At 51.1% G+C, this 15929-nt stretch carries 19 protein-coding genes; 14 read left to right on the top strand and 5 right to left on the bottom strand.

The genetic code is table 11. The features are described 5' to 3' along the window. Window positions 1-70 precede the first annotated feature (70 nt). The 9 genes from HMY34_RS13380 to HMY34_RS13340 all read left to right on the top strand — a co-directional run bounded on the left by HMY34_RS13380 (window position 71) and on the right by HMY34_RS13340 (window position 4580). Window positions 71-544 (top strand): NifB/NifX family molybdenum-iron cluster-binding protein, encoded by a 474-nt coding sequence (locus tag HMY34_RS13380; protein ID WP_202715969.1) that lies wholly within the window; start codon window positions 71-73, stop codon window positions 542-544. Further along, complete coding sequence (locus HMY34_RS13375; RefSeq protein ID WP_202715968.1) at window positions 541-813, top strand: DUF6129 family protein; 273 nt, start codon at window positions 541-543, stop codon at window positions 811-813. The genes HMY34_RS13380 and HMY34_RS13375 overlap by 4 nt, the downstream gene beginning before the upstream one ends. Further along, a complete protein-coding gene (locus HMY34_RS13370) occupies window positions 806-1333 on the top strand; it encodes a 4Fe4S-binding leucine-rich repeat protein (protein WP_266096931.1) in 528 nt (175 codons plus the stop codon). Before HMY34_RS13375 ends, HMY34_RS13370 begins: the two co-directional genes overlap by 8 nt. A 49-nt stretch (window positions 1334-1382) precedes the next feature. After that, window positions 1383-1826, top strand: a complete 444-nt coding sequence (locus HMY34_RS13365) for a helix-turn-helix domain-containing protein (protein WP_202715459.1) — start codon at window positions 1383-1385, stop codon at window positions 1824-1826. Continuing rightward, entirely contained in the window at window positions 1823-2518 is a 696-nt protein-coding gene (locus HMY34_RS13360) for an IS630 family transposase (protein ID WP_202715967.1), read from the top strand. The genes HMY34_RS13365 and HMY34_RS13360 overlap by 4 nt, the downstream gene beginning before the upstream one ends. Before the next feature lie 16 nt (window positions 2519-2534). Further along, on the top strand, window positions 2535-2753 hold the full coding sequence (locus HMY34_RS13355) for a sister chromatid cohesion protein PDS5 (RefSeq protein WP_228287857.1): 219 nt from the start codon (window positions 2535-2537) through the stop codon (window positions 2751-2753). Further along, complete coding sequence (locus tag HMY34_RS13350) at window positions 2746-3702, top strand: hypothetical protein (protein ID WP_202715965.1); 957 nt, start codon at window positions 2746-2748, stop codon at window positions 3700-3702. The genes HMY34_RS13355 and HMY34_RS13350 overlap by 8 nt, the downstream gene beginning before the upstream one ends. 85 nt (window positions 3703-3787) lie before the next feature. After that, window positions 3788-4042: a DUF3144 domain-containing protein gene (locus HMY34_RS13345; RefSeq protein WP_202715964.1), complete on the top strand. Its 255-nt coding sequence runs from the start codon at window positions 3788-3790 to the stop codon at window positions 4040-4042. Next, the gene (locus HMY34_RS13340; RefSeq protein WP_202715963.1) at window positions 4035-4580 is read left to right on the top strand and encodes a flavodoxin; all 546 of its coding nucleotides are present in this window, start codon (window positions 4035-4037) and stop codon (window positions 4578-4580) included. The genes HMY34_RS13345 and HMY34_RS13340 overlap by 8 nt, the downstream gene beginning before the upstream one ends. Before the next feature lie 150 nt (window positions 4581-4730). Here the strand turns inward: HMY34_RS13340 and fdxB are convergent, their stop codons facing one another. From fdxB to HMY34_RS13315, 5 genes are read right to left on the bottom strand one after another with little or no spacing between them, the layout of a single operon-like run. Beyond that, entirely contained in the window at window positions 4731-5042 is a 312-nt protein-coding gene (gene fdxB, locus HMY34_RS13335) for a ferredoxin III, nif-specific (RefSeq protein ID WP_202715962.1), read from the bottom strand. Window positions 5043-5053: 11 nt separating this feature from the next. Then, window positions 5054-5266 (bottom strand): CCE_0567 family metalloprotein, encoded by a 213-nt coding sequence (locus tag HMY34_RS13330; protein WP_202715961.1) that lies wholly within the window; start codon window positions 5264-5266, stop codon window positions 5054-5056. Window positions 5267-5275: 9 nt separating this feature from the next. Next, a complete protein-coding gene (locus tag HMY34_RS13325; protein ID WP_202715960.1) occupies window positions 5276-5749 on the bottom strand; it encodes a NifX-associated nitrogen fixation protein in 474 nt (157 codons plus the stop codon). After that, on the bottom strand, window positions 5746-6243 hold the full coding sequence (locus HMY34_RS13320) for a SoxR reducing system RseC family protein (RefSeq protein ID WP_202715959.1): 498 nt from the start codon (window positions 6241-6243) through the stop codon (window positions 5746-5748). The genes HMY34_RS13325 and HMY34_RS13320 overlap by 4 nt, the downstream gene beginning before the upstream one ends. Then, on the bottom strand, window positions 6240-6671 hold the full coding sequence (locus HMY34_RS13315) for a NifB/NifX family molybdenum-iron cluster-binding protein (RefSeq protein ID WP_228287856.1): 432 nt from the start codon (window positions 6669-6671) through the stop codon (window positions 6240-6242). Before HMY34_RS13315 ends, HMY34_RS13320 begins: the two co-directional genes overlap by 4 nt. A gap of 296 nt (window positions 6672-6967) precedes the next feature. Here HMY34_RS13315 and hsdR point away from each other — a divergent pair, with 296 nt between their 5' ends. From hsdR to HMY34_RS13290, 5 genes are read left to right on the top strand one after another with little or no spacing between them, the layout of a single operon-like run. After that, window positions 6968-9742, top strand: a complete 2775-nt coding sequence (hsdR, locus tag HMY34_RS13310; RefSeq protein WP_202715957.1) for a type I restriction-modification system endonuclease — start codon at window positions 6968-6970, stop codon at window positions 9740-9742. Between the two features lie 21 nt (window positions 9743-9763). Beyond that, window positions 9764-11233, top strand: coding sequence for a class I SAM-dependent DNA methyltransferase (locus tag HMY34_RS13305; protein ID WP_202715956.1), 1470 nt, complete (start codon window positions 9764-9766; stop codon window positions 11231-11233). Further along, on the top strand, window positions 11230-12270 hold the full coding sequence (locus HMY34_RS13300) for a PDDEXK nuclease domain-containing protein (RefSeq protein WP_202715955.1): 1041 nt from the start codon (window positions 11230-11232) through the stop codon (window positions 12268-12270). Before HMY34_RS13305 ends, HMY34_RS13300 begins: the two co-directional genes overlap by 4 nt. After that, window positions 12267-13628 (top strand): restriction endonuclease subunit S, encoded by a 1362-nt coding sequence (locus tag HMY34_RS13295; RefSeq protein ID WP_202715954.1) that lies wholly within the window; start codon window positions 12267-12269, stop codon window positions 13626-13628. Before HMY34_RS13300 ends, HMY34_RS13295 begins: the two co-directional genes overlap by 4 nt. A gap of 27 nt (window positions 13629-13655) precedes the next feature. Then, window positions 13656-15908 carry a Piwi domain-containing protein gene (locus HMY34_RS13290; RefSeq protein ID WP_202715953.1) on the top strand — a complete coding sequence of 751 codons (2253 nt, stop codon included), beginning with the start codon at window positions 13656-13658 and terminating at the stop codon, window positions 15906-15908. Window positions 15909-15929: the final 21 nt, after the last annotated feature.

The following is a 15929-nucleotide window of genomic DNA, read 5'->3' as shown; positions in this document are numbered from 1 at the left end:
GCCCTCTTCAATCCCGATCCTGAGAGGGCGACCAGCCGGTCGCCCCTACGAAGAATTCTAGGAGCCGCACATGAGCAATATCCCGACTCCCCTGCCCTATACCGATGGCGACATGCCGGATTCGATCCGTGTCGCGTGCGCGTCTAACAGCGGCGACCTGCTGAACGGGCATTTTGGTTCTTGCGAACGCTTTCTGGTGTATCAGGTATCGCAAACTGCATACCGTCTGATCGACGTGCGCGACGTCGGCGACGATGAAGCCGAAGAAGATAAAAATGCCTACCGCGCTAGTTTGATTCTGGATTGCCAAGTCTTGTTCATCGCCTCGGTCGGTGGCCCCGCTGCCGCCAAAATCATTAAGAAAGGCATTCACCCGATCAAGCAAGTGACGGTTGTACCCACCAGCGAATTGCTGGAAAAGCTGCAATCGGCATTGGCAAACCCTTCACCGTGGTTGGGCAAAGTCATGGGCAAGGATGCGCAAGCACGCGCCCGTTTCTCTGGCGATGACGACGATGATGAACTGCTTGAGGCCGAAGGATGATGACCCCGGAACAGCTTGCCAGTGTGGTGGAACAGGTCACACAACACGGCTTGGCTGACAGCAATCTGACCTACTTGCGGGCGCATTTCCCCGAACTGCATTTTACTTGGTGCATGGATGACGACGTGTGTGGCCCGCAACCTGCCGCACAAGGCAAGGGTTTCAACGTCTATCTGGTGGATAGCAGCAACCATTGCCTGTGCTTCACGCCGAGTCTGGAAGCGGCAAGCGGCGTGGTGATCGCTGAACTGGGTGAGGATGATGAGTGATTGCGCCACCTGCCCGCACCATGCGGATAGGCTGGAAAAAGGCCGCTGCAAACCGGGCGATGCTTGCGTACAAGCGATGAGCGGGCGGCAAATCGAACGCTTTTTCCGCGAAAACCCCGATTTGGCGCAAAGCTATACCGGGGATGATTTTTGGGAACGGCGGGCGATTGCCGCACGGTACATTTCCCAACAACGCCTGCTGGAACTGATTGATGACCCGGATGAGGTGGTACGCCGCGTGTTGGCTTACCGCTTGCCTGTGGATGAGTTGTATCGGCTAATTGGCGATAGTGACCGCGAAGTGCGCATTACCGTTGCCGACCGTTTGCCTGCGGAACAGCTCGAAGCACTGGTCAATGACCACGATTATTTGGTGCGCAAATACGTGGCGCGGCGGATGCCTGCCGGACGTTTGTTCCGCATGATTTGTGACACCGACCGCGAAGTACGCATGAGTGTTGCCCGCCGTTTGCCGCCGGAAAGTCTAGTGCATTGCCAAATTCAGAAATTAGGGTTTTAAGTCACCTGATTTAGGTAGATGCTATGGGCAACACACGAAAGGTTAGCCCATGCAAAAGAAATACATTGTCCGCTTAAGCGATGAAGAGCGTCAGCTCCTTGAAGAAACCATCAAGAAACTCCGTGGCAGTGGACAAAGAGTCCGCCGTGCACAGATTTTGCTGAAAGCTGATGTAGAAGGAGCCAACTGGACAGACCGTCAGATAGCTGAAGCCTTCAACTGCCGGACAAAGACCGTTGAAAATATTCGCCAACAGTTGGTGCAGCACGGTTTTCAGCAGGCATTGGACGGCAAGCGACGTGAACACCCACCCATCCCAACAATACTGGATGGCGAACAAGAGGCGAAGATTATCGCGTTGCGCTTAGGTTCGCCGCCAGCGGGTTATGCCAACTGGTCATTGCGCCTGCTCACCCGCCACGTGATTGAATTGGCGATCGTGGAGTCGGTTAGCCACGAAACCCTACGGAAGATGCTAAAAAAAACGGTATGACCTCGCGCAAGCTCCAATATTGGGTTATCCCACCGGACAGTGATGCCGAGTTTGTGGCTAATATGGAGGAAGTGCTTGAAACCTATGCGAAACCCTATGATGCCCAGCATCCGGTGATTTGCATGGATGAGCAACCCGTGCAGCTCACCAAAGAAACCCGTCAACCGATTGCAGCGACCCAAATCCATCCCCGTCGGGTGGATTACGAATACGAACGGGCGGGTACAGCCAGCATCTTTATGTTCACCGAACCGCTATCGGGTTGGCGCGAAGCCCATGCCCGACCACGCCGGACGAAAGTGGACTGGGCGATTGAAGTTGCCGAGCTGCTGGAAGGGCGTTACGCGGAGTGTGACAAAATCACCTTGGTTAGCGACAACCTTAACACCCACACCAAGGGTGCATTTTATGAAGCCTTTGAACCGGAACGGGCGCGGGCATTGGTACGTCGGATTGAGTTCTGCCATACCCCTAAACATGGCAGTTGGCTCAACATCGCTGAAAATGAATTGAGTTCCATGACGCGCCAGTGTGTATCAGGTCGCCGTATTGGCGATATTGAAACCTTACAGAAAGAAATTGCAGCATGGTCTACCGACGTGAATAGCCAGCAGCGTGGGGTGGATTGGCAGATGAACATCAGCGATGCACGCTGTAAACTCAAATCCATTTATCCCAAATCTAAGGAATGACGATGCACTAGGGCTGATGCTGCATGATATTGAGCCGGAAATTCGCCGCATTGTGGCGGAACGCATTCAGCCGGAAGCCTTGAGCGCCTTGCTGGATGACCCCGATTGGGGCGTGCGTCTGCAAGCTGCCGAACGTGCTACCCGTGGGATGCTGGAAATACTGGAACACGACACTGACCCCGATGTGAAGGAAGTCGCCCGTCAGCGGCTTCGGGAGATGGATGACAATGACTGAATTCGACTGGCAAGCTAAAAAACTCGCCGCGCAATGCCCAGAACTGGCAGTGGGCGCAACGCACGAAGCCTTGCTGCACACCATTAATGCCCTGTTTGCGCCGCTCAATCTCAGCTTTGAGAAAGTGCTGGAACGCGGTGGCTGGCATCATTTAGGTGGCGTGGTGAACCTTAATATGCAGCCGATTGCCAGCAATTTACGCTTGTGGGCAGAAACCGAGTCCGGCGGTGATATTGAAACCTTGTTAGACAAGTGTTCGGAGCAAATCCTGTTTGCCACCAAAATCAGTGGCACGACGCTGTATTTCACCGCATCGACGGGCGACAAGCCGCAGGATTTTATCCAGCTTGAGGTGGAAGTGTTGCAGGAAGTGCTGGATCGCCCACTTTCCGACCCTGATTTCCTGCCGGATAGCGTGGAAGAGTTCCTTGATCCGGTGGATTTTCCGCGCCTCGAACCCGAACCTGTGGGCAAGCCGCATTACCGTTTCCGCCGCTTGCAGGCGATGGCGGAGGTATTTGCCGACCAGAATTTCCACAGCCGTCATGTGCAAAACCTGCTGCGCTTTATGCAGGACTGGCAGAACAGCAGTGCGGGGCATAATGAAGCCACTTTTTGCCAGCATTGGGTTATGGTTTTGCAAGGGTATCAGGGCAGCGACAAGGCGGAACATTACAATATCAAGCCGACGGCGACGTTTACTGACAAGGTGACGGATTTTGCGGAAAACCACGGTTTGAGTGGGGCGGAAATGGCAAAAGCCCTGCACAGTTTTGACCGCAAGGTGGGGTATCCGTTTGCGTGGTATTTCCTCATGCTCAACCGCAAGGGCGTGCCGACCACGGTAGCGGAGGCGGTGTTGCGTGATCAGATGGAGGCTTATGCGTATTTGCCTGCGCGGGATTTGAAGATTCTGCGCGAGTGGGAACAGCGTTCTTACAACGTGTAGGGGCGACCGGCCGGTCGCCCTCTTCAGGATTAGATATTGCCCGCAAAAAGGGCGACCGCCGGTCGCCCCTACGGAGAAATAGGTTATGCAAGAACTGGATTTTCACGAGGTCGCCGATGAATTCGTCAATCTGGCGAACAAGTTGAGCGAGGAATGGGCACCGAATTTCCTCAGTGCGGCGATCCTGTACGCGGCGGCGCGTTACAACGCTTTCCACTTCAGGGAAACCATAGGTGATGAGGACAAGGAAGCGGCGGCAATCGAGTATTACACCGAGCAGTACCGCAAGATGTTGAAGGAAAACCTGCACGAGATGCGGCATGGAGTGCCCCATGAATAAGATCGGGATATTTTTTGGTACGAACTCCGGCACGACGCGGCTGATGGCGAAAAAGATGGCGAAGCTGTTGGGCGATGTCGCTGCCAAACCGCTCAATATTAACCGCACCACGGCGGAAGAACTGTTGCAATACGATGCGTTGATTCTGGGGACTGCCACTTACGGCATCGACCAGCTTCCGGGCAAAAGCACCGATATTCAGGATGGCAGTTGGGAAGATTTCATGCCGCAACTGGCGGGCAAGGATTTGTCCGGCAAGGTGATTGCGCTGTACGGGCTGGGCGATCAGGAAAAATACCCCGACCGCTTTGCGCATTCGTTGATCCATTTGTATCGCTGGGGCGTGGAGAATGGTGCGGACGTGGCTGGGCAGTGGTCTACCGAGGGTTATACCTTCAAGCAGTCGCCTGCGGTGGTGGATGGGCAGTTTGTTGGGCTGGTGCTGGATCAGCAGTCACAGAGCTTGCTGACCGAGGCGCGGTTGAGTGCTTGGATTGAGGCGATTAAACCGGCGTTGTTGGCGAAATTGGTGGATTAGATAGAGGGAGGCGCGGGGTGCTTTCCGTGGGTTGGCAAATATACCTGCACAATAAAACGTAGGGTGGGTGGAGCATAGCGATACCCACCACCCACTGGCGACGGTTCATGAAGATGGTGGGTATCGCGTTCCGCTCCACCCACCCTACGGTTACGCTGCTAAACCTTGCGGCGCGTGGCTCATGCACTGCTTGGGGCAGACCTTAGAACACGCTTGACAGCCAATGCAATCCAGCACGTTTTTCAGGTTCATCACCATCGTATTGTCGTCATCGTCGTAACTGTCGTCGCTGTCATCGTCTTCTTCCAGCTCCAATTCGTCACGTTCGACCAGCTCAAATACGTCACGCGGACAGACTTTGTAGCAACGTCCGCAGCCGATGCATTTACCCTGATTGAGGGTGGTGATGAAGGCGGGTGTCCACTCGATGCCGCCACGGGTAAGACCAGTAATGGGTTCCATCTGTGTATCCTCTAGTTGCTGGCTTGCGCCGCTTGCAGTTTGGCGTTGGCTTCTGCCCACTCAAGGCAGGCAGCGTAAGTGGCTTGCGCAATCGCGGGTAGCTCTTCATACCCCGCAGGCAGCTTGTCTTCCACCAGATCGTGCAAGGCGCTGGCGTGTTCGGTAGCAATGCGCTTGGCTTTGCTGACCGCTTTTTGCAGGGCTTTGAGTTCTTCCGGGGTCATAGTGCCTCCTTACAGTCCGGCAACATCGGGGTATTTCCCGACTAGATTCAGCGCCACAGACAGCAACTTGTCGGACTCATCCTTCATTTTGGAGAGCGACTCAAAGCCAAAGCGGTGGACATCGCGCAAAGTGCGGTCAACCACCACCAACTTGCCGACCGTGATCAGTGCCCGCCCAAAACCTTCGTGCGACAAGTTCATCAGCGGCACTGCCATCAGCCCACATTCCTTTTCGATCATGGAGGCAATCGCGTTGTAGAACACTTTGAGGCGGGCAATGATGATTTCATCCGGGTCGCCAATGATGGGAATTTCGCGCTTCATCGCCTTGGTGAGGATGAACGGTTCGAGGATTTTGGCGGGTGTCCACGTATCGTAACTGCCGTAGCTGTCGAGCGCCCGCATCTGGCGCAACATTTCGGTGGCAAAATCCGTGCTGAGAACGGGATCGTCGACGGCAATCAAGGTGCTAACTTCGCTCATGGGGTATCTCCTGTAATAAAGTCTTGCTCCCCTCGCCCCTTGAGGGAGAGGGGCTGGGGGTGAGGGGTAATCTTGCGTAATAATTGTGGTTGGAAGTAACGGTTCATGCGGCGATTGCTGGTCAGCACACCTGCGCCCAACAAGCCCAACAGCAAACCCAGCAAGGCAATGCCCGCTTGCTGCTTGTCGCTCATGCCTTGCACATCCGCGATGATTGCCGCGCCCAACATCAGCACCACGGGCAAGATGTACGCAGCCAGTGACGCAGTGACCATAACCTGATCTTCCACGCCGATAATCACCTGTTCACCCACGCTGGAGGCAAACTGGTTCGGCAAACGTAACTGCTGGCGACGCACACCAAACAGTTTGGAAACGCTGGACGTGGCGCAACTGTCTTGCGTGCCACAACTGGAACAAGCACTGCGAGCGCGGGCTTCCACCCAGATATGGTCGGGGGTAGCGGCAACCACGGTAGCGGTTTCTTCGATCATTCGTCCCACCCTTCGGCTTCCATCGAGTCGAAGCGTTGGGCGTTGGGGGCTTGCATCCGCTTGATGGCTTGCGCCAGCCACGCGCTGGGGCCGCTGCGCAGTTCTGCCTGCAAAGCTTCCAGCAATTCGCTGATTTCCGCGCCTGCGCTGACTTTGACGGGCTGGATATTGGCGGTCTTGAGCTTGGCAACCGCCGATGCGCCGACCGCTTGCGAGTAAATCGCCACGCAGCCTTCCAGCACTTTGATCTTGGCATCAAGCTTGTCTTCGTTGCCGTCCATCGCCAGCTTGCCGAACTGGGTGGCCTCCACCAATTGCACGTTGTCTGGGGTCAGGGCGTAAATCGCAAACGATTCAGCCGCGCCGAAATGCTGGTCGACGTGCTTCATGTCGGTGGATGCAAACGCAACTTTAATGGCTGTTTCCATGAAGTGTTCCTCAGTGTCTTGTCCGAGAACTGTGAGCCGCCTTGTTAAGGTCATAGCTGCCTACCTCGTCTTCTTGCTTCAGCATGGGCGGGTATTTCCGCTGGTTTACAGGGGGTTTGCAAGGCTTATGCCAGTTTGATAACTGATTGTTAAAAAAGAGTTATCGGGTCTTTGTGCTTTGTCGTGAATGCGACAAAGGCGGGATGAATGAGGGATGTGTGACAGGTGACACTGCTAAATAACCAGCAGTGTTATAAACTGCTCAGGCGTTTCGCATTTAAGGGGTTTGGGGCAATATGAAACAACACACGAGTAATTTCGTTTTTCTGCAAGAACACAGCCCGGTATTGCCGTTCGATGACAACCTCAATGAAGACCTCACCCGCATTATCATCGACCAACAATTGCAAGAAGCGGGTTGGGAAGCTGACAGCCAACTTCTGCATTACACACAGGGCACGCGCCCCGAAAAAGGCAAGAACAAAGCCATTGCCGAATGGCCTACCACGGGCAAACAACGCGCCGATTACGTGCTGTTTGCTGGATTAACCCCGATTGCAGTGGTTGAAGCCAAGCGCGAAAACACCCATGTTGCTGGCAAAATTACCCAAGCCGAACGCTACGCCCGTGGTTTTCGCGTCGAAGCAGCCATGCAAGCGGCGTGGGAACAGGAAGGGCGAAATATCCCGTGGGCAGATGAAGCCGAGGAACATTACCACATCCCATTCGTGTATTCGTGCAATGGTCGCCCGTTTATCCAGCAACTCAAGGAACAATCCGGCACATGGTTTCGGGATGTGCGTGCGCCTGCGAATACGGCACGGGCGTTGCAGCAATTCCATACGCCCGATGGTTTGCTGGATCGGCTGAAACGTAGCCGCGAAGCTGCCCAGCAGCAGTTGCAACAGGAAGGGTTTGCTTACCTCAAGTTGCGTGATTATCAGGAAAAAGCCATTCAGGCGACGGAACGGGCATTACAGAACAACCAGCAACACTGCTTGCTGGCAATGGCAACTGGCACGGGCAAAACGCGTACCATCATTGGCTTGATGTACCGTTTCCTCAAGACCGAACACTTCCGCCGCATCTTGTTTCTGGTTGACCGCACCGCCTTGGGAGATCAAGCGCAGGATGCTTTCAATGAAGCACCGTTGGAGCAAAACCAAACCCTATCCAAAATCTACAACATTGCCGAACTCGGCGACATGCAGGCGGAAGCCGAGACCCGTATTCAGGTTGCTACCGTGCAAGCAATGGTGATGCGGATTTTCCAGTCCGACACGCCACCGCCTGTTGACCAGTTCGATTGCATTATTATTGATGAAGCGCATCGGGGTTACACGCTCGATCAGGAAATGACTGAAGGCGAACTCAGCACCCGTGCTGCCAGCCAATATTTATCCAGTTACCGCCGCGTGCTGGACTATTTCGATGCGGTCAAAATCGGGCTGACTGCCACACCAGCCAAACACACCACCGAGATTTTCGGCAAACCCGTTTACACCTATTCCTACCGCGAAGCCGTGGCAGATGACTGGCTGATCGACCACGAACCCCCAATCCGTTACACCACGCTATTGAGTCAAAACGGCATCAAGTTTGAAAAAGGCGAAACCGTCAGCCGCCTCAATACCCGTGATGGCACAGTCGATACCGCCGAACTGGAAGATGACACAGGTTTCAAGGTGGAAGCCTTCAACAAGCGGGTGATCACCGAACCGTTCAACAAGGTCATTTGTGACCAACTCGCCAAAGAACTTGACCCGTTTGGTCTGGAGAAAACCCTGATTTTCTGTGCCACCGACTTGCACGCCGATATGGTCAAACGCCTGCTGGACGAGGCGTTCAAGGCAGTCTACGAAGACGATTACAATGAAGCAGCAGTACGCAAAATCACCGGACAAAGCGACAAAGTAAGGCAACTGATCCGCCAGTACAAAAACGAGCGTTACCCCAATATTGCCATTACCGTGGACTTGCTGACGACGGGAATTGATGTGGAAGAAATTGCCCATCTGGTGTTCATGCGCCGTGTATCGTCACGCATCCTCTACGAGCAAATGATCGGGCGGGCAACGCGCCGTTGCGATGAAATCGGCAAAACCGTGTTCAAAATCTACGACCCGGTGGACATTTACGCCAGCCTGCAAGACGTTTCCACCATGAAGCCGTTGGTCAAAGACCCGAATATCACGCTGGAACAACTGTATGACGAACTCACGACTGGCGAACAAACCAATACCAGTCAAGCCGATGATGTGTTGAACCAATTCAACCAGAAAATCATGCGGGTGATGCGCAAAGCCACCCACAAAGCCGAGCGCAAACCGGCACTCAAAACCAAGCTGGATGAGCTGGAAAACCTGTGGGGTATTGCGCCGGACAAGTTGCACCAGCACTTGCATCAGTTGGGCGCAAAACAAGCCGCCAGCTTCCTGCAACAGCACCACGGCTTGCTGCAACAAGTCGATGCCATCCGCCAACTGTTGGGCGGCGAACACTACCCGCTGATTTCCGAACATGACGACGAACTGTTGGTACGCGAACAAAGCTACGGTCAGTACCAAAAACCCGCTGACTATCTGGACAGTTTCAACCAGTTCATCCGCGAGCAAATCAATCAATCCGCCGCCTTAGCCGTGGTGGTCAACAAACCGCGTGACCTGACCCGTGAGCAATTGCGTGAAGTGAAATTGCTGCTGGACAGTGCGGGCTATTCCGCCGTCAACCTGCAAACCGCTTGGCGTAACCAAAGCAATCAGGACATTGCCGCCAGCATTATCGGCTATATTCGTCAGGCGGCGTTGGGCGAAGCCTTGATACCGTTTGAACAGCGCGTGCAAGCCGGAATGCAGCGAATTTACAGCCTGCACCCGTGGACACCCGTGCAACGCAACTGGCTGGAACGCCTTGCCAAACAACTGGTACATGAAACCGTGATCGACCACGAATTCGTCAATCGCACCTTTGCGCGGGATGGCGGCGCGAAACGGCTGGACAAACTGCTATCGGGTCAGTTAGAAAGTGTCCTCGACCAATTGAGTGAACACCTCTGGCAGCAAGCCAGTTAAAAATCAAAACAAGGAAGCCCCATGACCAATAACGACATCGTGCAAAAACTCTGGAATTTGTGCGACGTGCTGCGTGACGACGGCATTAATTACAGCGATTACGTCGCTGAACTGGTGCTGCTGCTGTTTTTAAAGATGGTGCATGAAAACACCGAAGCGGGCTTGCTGGGGCAACATACCTTGCCGCAAGGGCGACGCTGGACAGACATCAACAGCAAATCGGGGCTGGTGTTGCTCAACTATTACAAACAGATGTTGCTGGATTTATCGAAAGACCGTGACCCGTTGATTGCGGCGATTTATGCCGATGCGCAAACCCGCTTGCGTGAACCGCGCCATCTGGAACAACTGGTGAAAGCGTTGGAGCAAATCGACTGGTTCAGCGCGAAACGCGACGGTTTGGGTGATTTGTACGAAGGTTTGCTGGAGAAAAATGCTTCCGAAACCAAATCCGGTGCGGGGCAATATTTCACCCCACGGGTGCTGATCAATAGCATGGTGAATTGCATCCAGCCGCAAGCGGGCGAAACCATTCAAGACCCGGCGGCAGGCACTGCGGGCTTTTTGATTGCGGCGGATGCCTACATCAAGGAGCGTACCGACAACCTGTATGCCTTGCCCGAAGCACAGCAACACTTTCAGGTGAACAACGCTTTTATCGGGGTGGAACTGGTTCCCGGTACGCGGCGGCTGGCGTTGATGAACTGCTTGCTGCATGGCATGGAAGGCGACAACGAAGGCGTGGTACATCTGGGCAATGCCTTGGGGCAAGTCGGGGCGACGCTGAAAAAATGCGACATCGTGCTGGCGAATCCACCGTTCGGCACGGCGAAAGGCGGCGAAGCCAGCATTACCCGCGATGACCTCACCTACAAAACCAGCAATAAGCAGCTTGCCTTCCTGCAACACATTTACCGCACCCTCAAACCGGGTGGACGGGCGGCGGTGGTATTGCCTGACAACGTGCTGTTTGAGGCAGGCGTGGGAACAGAGATTCGTCGTGACTTGATGCACAAGTGCAATCTGCACACCATCTTGCGGTTGCCGACGGGGATTTTCTACGCGCAAGGGGTCAAAACCAATGTGCTGTTTTTCACCCGTGGCACAGCAACCAACAAGGATCAGGACGAAAACTGCACGCAACATATCTGGGTGTATGACTTGCGTACCAATATGCCCAGCTTCGGCAAGCGCACGCCGTTTAGTGCGTCGCACCTTGAGCCGTTTGAAGTGTGTTATGCGGAAAACCCGCGTATTGATCAGGGTGAGAATGGGCGCTGGCGCTGCTTTAGCCGGGAATACGTGCGCGATACCAAGGGTGACTCGCTGGATATTAGCTGGCTGAAAGATGAAAACAGCGTGGATGCGGCGAATTTGCCAGAGCCGGAAGAGCTGGCGGCGGAAGCTTTGATTGAATTGGAATCTGCCATGACTGGTTTACAAGGGCTAATAGAAGCGTTAGCAGGTAAAACGCGTGGTGAAGCAGTATGAGTGAGCTATCCAACACCGCTTACCAAACATGGCTGGGCGAACTGAAAGCCCAGATTCTCACTGCGCAACAACGGGCAGCGTTAGCGGTTAACCAAGAATTGCTCAAGCTGTATTGGCAGATTGGCAATGACATCCTACAACGCCAACAACAACAGGGCTGGGGTACGAAAGTCATTGAGCAACTGGCGCAGGATTTGCGGCAAGCCTTCCCCGAATTGAAAGGATTTTCAGCACGAAATCTGAAGTATATGCGAGCATTTGCCGAGGCATGGAGTGAACCTGAATTTGTGCAACAGCCTGTTGCACAATTGCCGTGGAGTCATCATTTGGTGTTACTGACCAAACTGAAAGGCAATGTTGAGCGGTTAACCTACGCGGAACTATCCCGACAACACGGATGGTCACGCAACGTATTGGTTCACCAAATCGAAAGCCGTTTGCTGGAACGTCAAGGCAATGCCGCCACGAATTTTGCGCAGACCTTGCCTGCTCCGCAGTCCGAACTTGCCCAGCAAACGCTCAAAGACCCGTATATTTTTGACTTTCTCTCCTTGGGTGCAGAAGCGCGGGAACGTGATATTGAACAAGCACTCACCCAACACATCAGCCAATTTCTGATCGAACTTGGGGCGGGATTCGCCTTTGTTGGCAAGCAAGTTCATCTGGAAATTGGCGGGCAAGACTTCTACCTTGACCTGCTGTTCTATCACCTCAAATTGCGCTGCTATTTGGTGATTGAACTCAAAGCGGGGGATTTCAAACCGGAACACACCGGGCAATTGAGCTTCTATTTATCCGCCGTGGATGATCATTTCAAAACCGAACACGATGCGCCTAGCATTGGCTTATTACTCTGCAAAAACCGCAACAAGATCATTGCCGAATACGCCTTACGCGATAACAGCAAACCCATTGGCATTGCCGAATACCAACTCGCCCAAGCACTCCCACCCGATTTAGAAGACAAACTCCCCAGCATTGAACGTATCGAACAAGAACTACAAAACGACTGGCTGAATAAGGATGATCAAGCATGACCAATCAACTTCCTAACGGCTGGACTAATACGACTCTCGGTGAAATTGCCCATTGGGGTTCAGGTGGTACACCATCTCGTAAAAACACAGAATATTATGGTGGAAATGTACCTTGGGTAAAAACAGGCGATCTTGGTTGCAAAATATTAACTCGTGTTGATGAATTTATCACGCAAGAAGCTATTACTAATTCAAGCGCAAAATTATTCCCTAAAGGTTCTGTTGCGCTGGCTATGTATGGTGCAACAATTGGCAAAACTTCAATACTCGGAATAAATGCAACCACAAATCAAGCCTGTGCAGTAGGTCAGCCGATAGTTGGAATAACATTTACCGACTACCTATATTATTTAATTCTTAATGAGAGAGATAATTTTGTTGCAAAAGGCAAAGGTGGAGCGCAACCAAATATTTCTCAGTCTTTAATTAAAGAACATGAGATTGCATTTCCCCCACTCGCCGAACAAAAAGAAATCGCCACCCTCCTCGACAACCTCCTCGCGCAAGTCGATACCCTGAAAACGCGCCTTGATGCCATTCCTAACATCCTGAAACGCTTCCGCCAATCGGTGCTGGCGGCGGCGGTGAGTGGTAAACTGACGGAGGAGTGGCGTAAAAGTGAAGAGTTAATAGGTTGGAAAAATAAAAAAGTTTTGGATGTAGTCAAAGAGAAACCACGAAACGGTTATTCTCCGAAAGGAGTCGATTATAATACCCCTTATCGTAATCTGACCTTATCAGCGACAACTTTAGGTTATTTTATAGAAGATAAATTTAAGTTTATTGATATTGATATAGCCGATGATTCGTACTTATGGATAAAGTCAGGAGATATTTTAATTCAACGAGCAAATTCATTAGATTATGTTGGTGTTAGTGCTATCTACAAAGGTGCTGAAAAAAAATATGTTTATCCAGATTTAATGATGAAGTGCGAACCTAATGAAAGTATTCTAGGCGAATATTTACATTACAGTTTATTATCCAAAAAAGTCAGAAAATACTTTCATGATAATGCAACAGGTACGGCTGGTAATATGCCTAAAATCAATCAGCAGACCGTGTGTTCTGCCCCAATTAATTTACCGCCAATTGAAGAGCAAACCGAAATCGTGCGGCGGGTGGAGGAGTTGTTTGCGTTTGCGGATCAGATTGAGCAGCGCGTGAAGGTTGCCCAACAGCGCGTGAATCATTTGACGCAGGCGATTCTGGCGAAAGCGTTTCGCGGTGAGTTGACAGCAGAGTGGCGCGAGCAAAATCCTGAGTTGATCAGCGGAGAGAACAGCGCGGCGGCGTTGTTGGCGCGGATTCAGGCAAGCAACAGTAACAATGTGAAGACATCACGTCACAGTAAATAGCAAGGGCAACGACAGGAATTAAATAGCATGGAAAATAATACATCAGCGACAATAGGGCTAAGTGCTTTAGAAGCAGATAGGAAATTCAGTGAAGTCTCTGTCTGGTCATACCGTTTCACGGTTACTCCTTGGCAAAGTGATGAGGATTCAACTAAACGTTGTCGACGTATGGCACGAATGGTTTCCGCAAATAACGGCTGGATTCCTGCTACTGAACTAGATGCCTACACGCTGATTACTGTTAAATCGATGGAACAACTGGAATATGAATTCAAAGGTGAAAAACTGTCTTTGGTAAATCCTGAACCATTGATGTTGACTAGTTGCGATAATAAGCAAAGAGAAGCCATTGAGCGTTTAATTAATCAGGATATTCAACAAGCTGCCCGACAACTTGCTAGGGGTCGTAAAGATATTGAAGCTGATCAAGAATACGGTAATGCGATTATTTCTGAAATTGAACCCTCCACACGAATTACAGTAAAGAGTGATTACCTGAGCGTCTTCCAAACCTTGCAGCTCGCACCAAAGTTACTTACGTGTGGTACTTTATTACTTGAATTAAACATTAAGCATCGTATTCTAGCAAATCCTGAAATAACGCTTGAATGGATTATCCATAAACGTCCAGAATGGTTAAAAAAAATTGATCAGGTACGTCATGTATACAGTGAATTCAATAAGGGATTTACCGTTGCGAAGTTTGCTGGTATTGATCAAAGTGCTTCACCTGAGACTGAAATTGATGGATTGGGAAAAACGATACTGGAATATCACCAAGAAAAAGCACTGGCTTCAAAAAAGCAACTCGCTAATGCAGCCCACTCCTCCGTGATTCGTGTCCGTTATGGCAGAAGAAACGAGTCCGTTATGCACTTGGCTGCACTAGTTCAGCCTATGTTTGATTTTGACACACTACAACAAATCGACTCGTCATTACTGAACAAATTAGCCAAGAATTTGAAGTGGTCTATTCAGGAACGTATGTATACAGCAAGCGGATTGGCACAAGGACTTTATTTGCCATTTTTTGCAACTAAATTCAATAGTTTGAAATTTGTTAATTATGAGCGGTTATCTGTAAAACCCGATATTCAACTGCACTTCCATAAAGGTGTGGCGGATAATGAACGAGCTGTACTACGTCTCAAGGCATTTTCCAACATGACTCGCCAGAAAGTTATTCCACTTATCGTGGGCAAACATTCAGATGCTGAACAAGATGTCATTTTTTCTAAAATCAAGAAAGCCTATGAAACCTGTCAATCATTTTGCAGCGAAAAACTCCCGCCGCTAACAAAACTCCCTGAACCTATCATAAGTGCAGATGCGTTGGATCAACGTCTTAATAATACAGGCAATCGCTTTGAGAATGCCATTTTACTCATTGCGTTGGCTAATCAAGATCCAAAGAAACAAATTCGGGATGTAGCATTTAGTCATAAAATTGCGACTCAATTCATGCGTTATGACCACAGACCCAATCACTATAGTGATTCCTACTACCATAATTTGGCTGCGGGTTTATTCAGTAAAGGAGGCGGTCAATTGTGTGCGATTGAAAATATGCCCGGTGATTCTGATCTATTCATTGGCTTGGATATGGGTGGAACAACAACCCGTTCCCCCGGCTTTGCATTCTTATTTACTCGTGAAGGTGCACAATTAGGTTGGCAGTTAGCTGACAGACAAAAAGGTGAGCGGATGAATGATGAAGCACTGGGATTATTATTACAAAAAAGTCTGACTCTTTACAAAAAAGCACACAATGGCGATGTTCCAAAACGTATTACCCTACATCGGGATGGTAAGTTTTATGAGTCGTTGGATATTATCAAGGCGTTCTCTGAACAACACCAAGTTGAAGTTGATGTACTGGAAGTATTGAAATCGGGTGCACCTGTTTTATACCGCAGACATCCACCTGTACCGCCAGAAATTAAGCCAACATTTTCTAACCCAGAAGTCGGCGATGCAATCTTTTTCCCTTGTCAGGATGAAATTGTTGTCTCAACTTACAGTGGAGATGAATTAGGCAAAAATTGGGGTAACGCGGTGAGTGTACGCCCTTTACGTCTACGCAAACGTTACGGCTCAACCGATTTGATTACCTTGGCTCAACAGGTGGTGTTATTGAGTCGGATTCATGGGGCATCGCTGTACCGTCATCCTCGCCTTCCCGTGACAACGCATCATGCAGACCGTTTTGCAACTTTGCGACAGGAAGTTGACGTTGATGCATTAGGACAAATGGATAGGATGTGTCCTGTATATCTTTGATTCATATAGCTGAAATTTGCA

Source organism: Thiothrix subterranea (genome assembly GCF_016772315.1).
Lineage (GTDB): Bacteria > Pseudomonadota > Gammaproteobacteria > Thiotrichales > Thiotrichaceae > Thiothrix > Thiothrix subterranea.
Note: the sequence above shows the minus strand (reverse complement) of the source record. Positions and strands in the feature narration are given on the sequence as shown.

What these genes read in the sequence shown, in the direction of transcription:
- HMY34_RS13315 (WP_228287856.1), bottom strand. Translation starts at nt 6,671, where the DNA reads ATGGAAACAGCCATTAAAGTTGCGTTTGCATCCACCGACATGAAGCAC.
- hsdR (WP_202715957.1), top strand. Translation starts at nt 6,968, where the DNA reads ATGAAACAACACACGAGTAATTTCGTTTTTCTGCAAGAACACAGCCCG.
- HMY34_RS13370 (WP_266096931.1), top strand. Translation starts at nt 806, where the DNA reads ATGAGTGATTGCGCCACCTGCCCGCACCATGCGGATAGGCTGGAAAAA.
- HMY34_RS13375 (WP_202715968.1), top strand. Translation starts at nt 541, where the DNA reads ATGATGACCCCGGAACAGCTTGCCAGTGTGGTGGAACAGGTCACACAA.
- HMY34_RS13365 (WP_202715459.1), top strand. Translation starts at nt 1,383, where the DNA reads ATGCAAAAGAAATACATTGTCCGCTTAAGCGATGAAGAGCGTCAGCTC.
- HMY34_RS13350 (WP_202715965.1), top strand. Translation starts at nt 2,746, where the DNA reads ATGACTGAATTCGACTGGCAAGCTAAAAAACTCGCCGCGCAATGCCCA.
- HMY34_RS13345 (WP_202715964.1), top strand. Translation starts at nt 3,788, where the DNA reads ATGCAAGAACTGGATTTTCACGAGGTCGCCGATGAATTCGTCAATCTG.
- HMY34_RS13290 (WP_202715953.1), top strand. Translation starts at nt 13,656, where the DNA reads ATGGAAAATAATACATCAGCGACAATAGGGCTAAGTGCTTTAGAAGCA.
- HMY34_RS13300 (WP_202715955.1), top strand. Translation starts at nt 11,230, where the DNA reads ATGAGTGAGCTATCCAACACCGCTTACCAAACATGGCTGGGCGAACTG.
- HMY34_RS13325 (WP_202715960.1), bottom strand. Translation starts at nt 5,749, where the DNA reads ATGAGCGAAGTTAGCACCTTGATTGCCGTCGACGATCCCGTTCTCAGC.
- fdxB (WP_202715962.1), bottom strand. Translation starts at nt 5,042, where the DNA reads ATGGAACCCATTACTGGTCTTACCCGTGGCGGCATCGAGTGGACACCC.
- HMY34_RS13330 (WP_202715961.1), bottom strand. Translation starts at nt 5,266, where the DNA reads ATGACCCCGGAAGAACTCAAAGCCCTGCAAAAAGCGGTCAGCAAAGCC.
- HMY34_RS13295 (WP_202715954.1), top strand. Translation starts at nt 12,267, where the DNA reads ATGACCAATCAACTTCCTAACGGCTGGACTAATACGACTCTCGGTGAA.
- HMY34_RS13360 (WP_202715967.1), top strand. Translation starts at nt 1,823, where the DNA reads ATGACCTCGCGCAAGCTCCAATATTGGGTTATCCCACCGGACAGTGAT.
- HMY34_RS13380 (WP_202715969.1), top strand. Translation starts at nt 71, where the DNA reads ATGAGCAATATCCCGACTCCCCTGCCCTATACCGATGGCGACATGCCG.
- HMY34_RS13320 (WP_202715959.1), bottom strand. Translation starts at nt 6,243, where the DNA reads ATGATCGAAGAAACCGCTACCGTGGTTGCCGCTACCCCCGACCATATC.
- HMY34_RS13340 (WP_202715963.1), top strand. Translation starts at nt 4,035, where the DNA reads ATGAATAAGATCGGGATATTTTTTGGTACGAACTCCGGCACGACGCGG.
- HMY34_RS13305 (WP_202715956.1), top strand. Translation starts at nt 9,764, where the DNA reads ATGACCAATAACGACATCGTGCAAAAACTCTGGAATTTGTGCGACGTG.
- HMY34_RS13355 (WP_228287857.1), top strand. Translation starts at nt 2,535, where the DNA reads ATGCTGCATGATATTGAGCCGGAAATTCGCCGCATTGTGGCGGAACGC.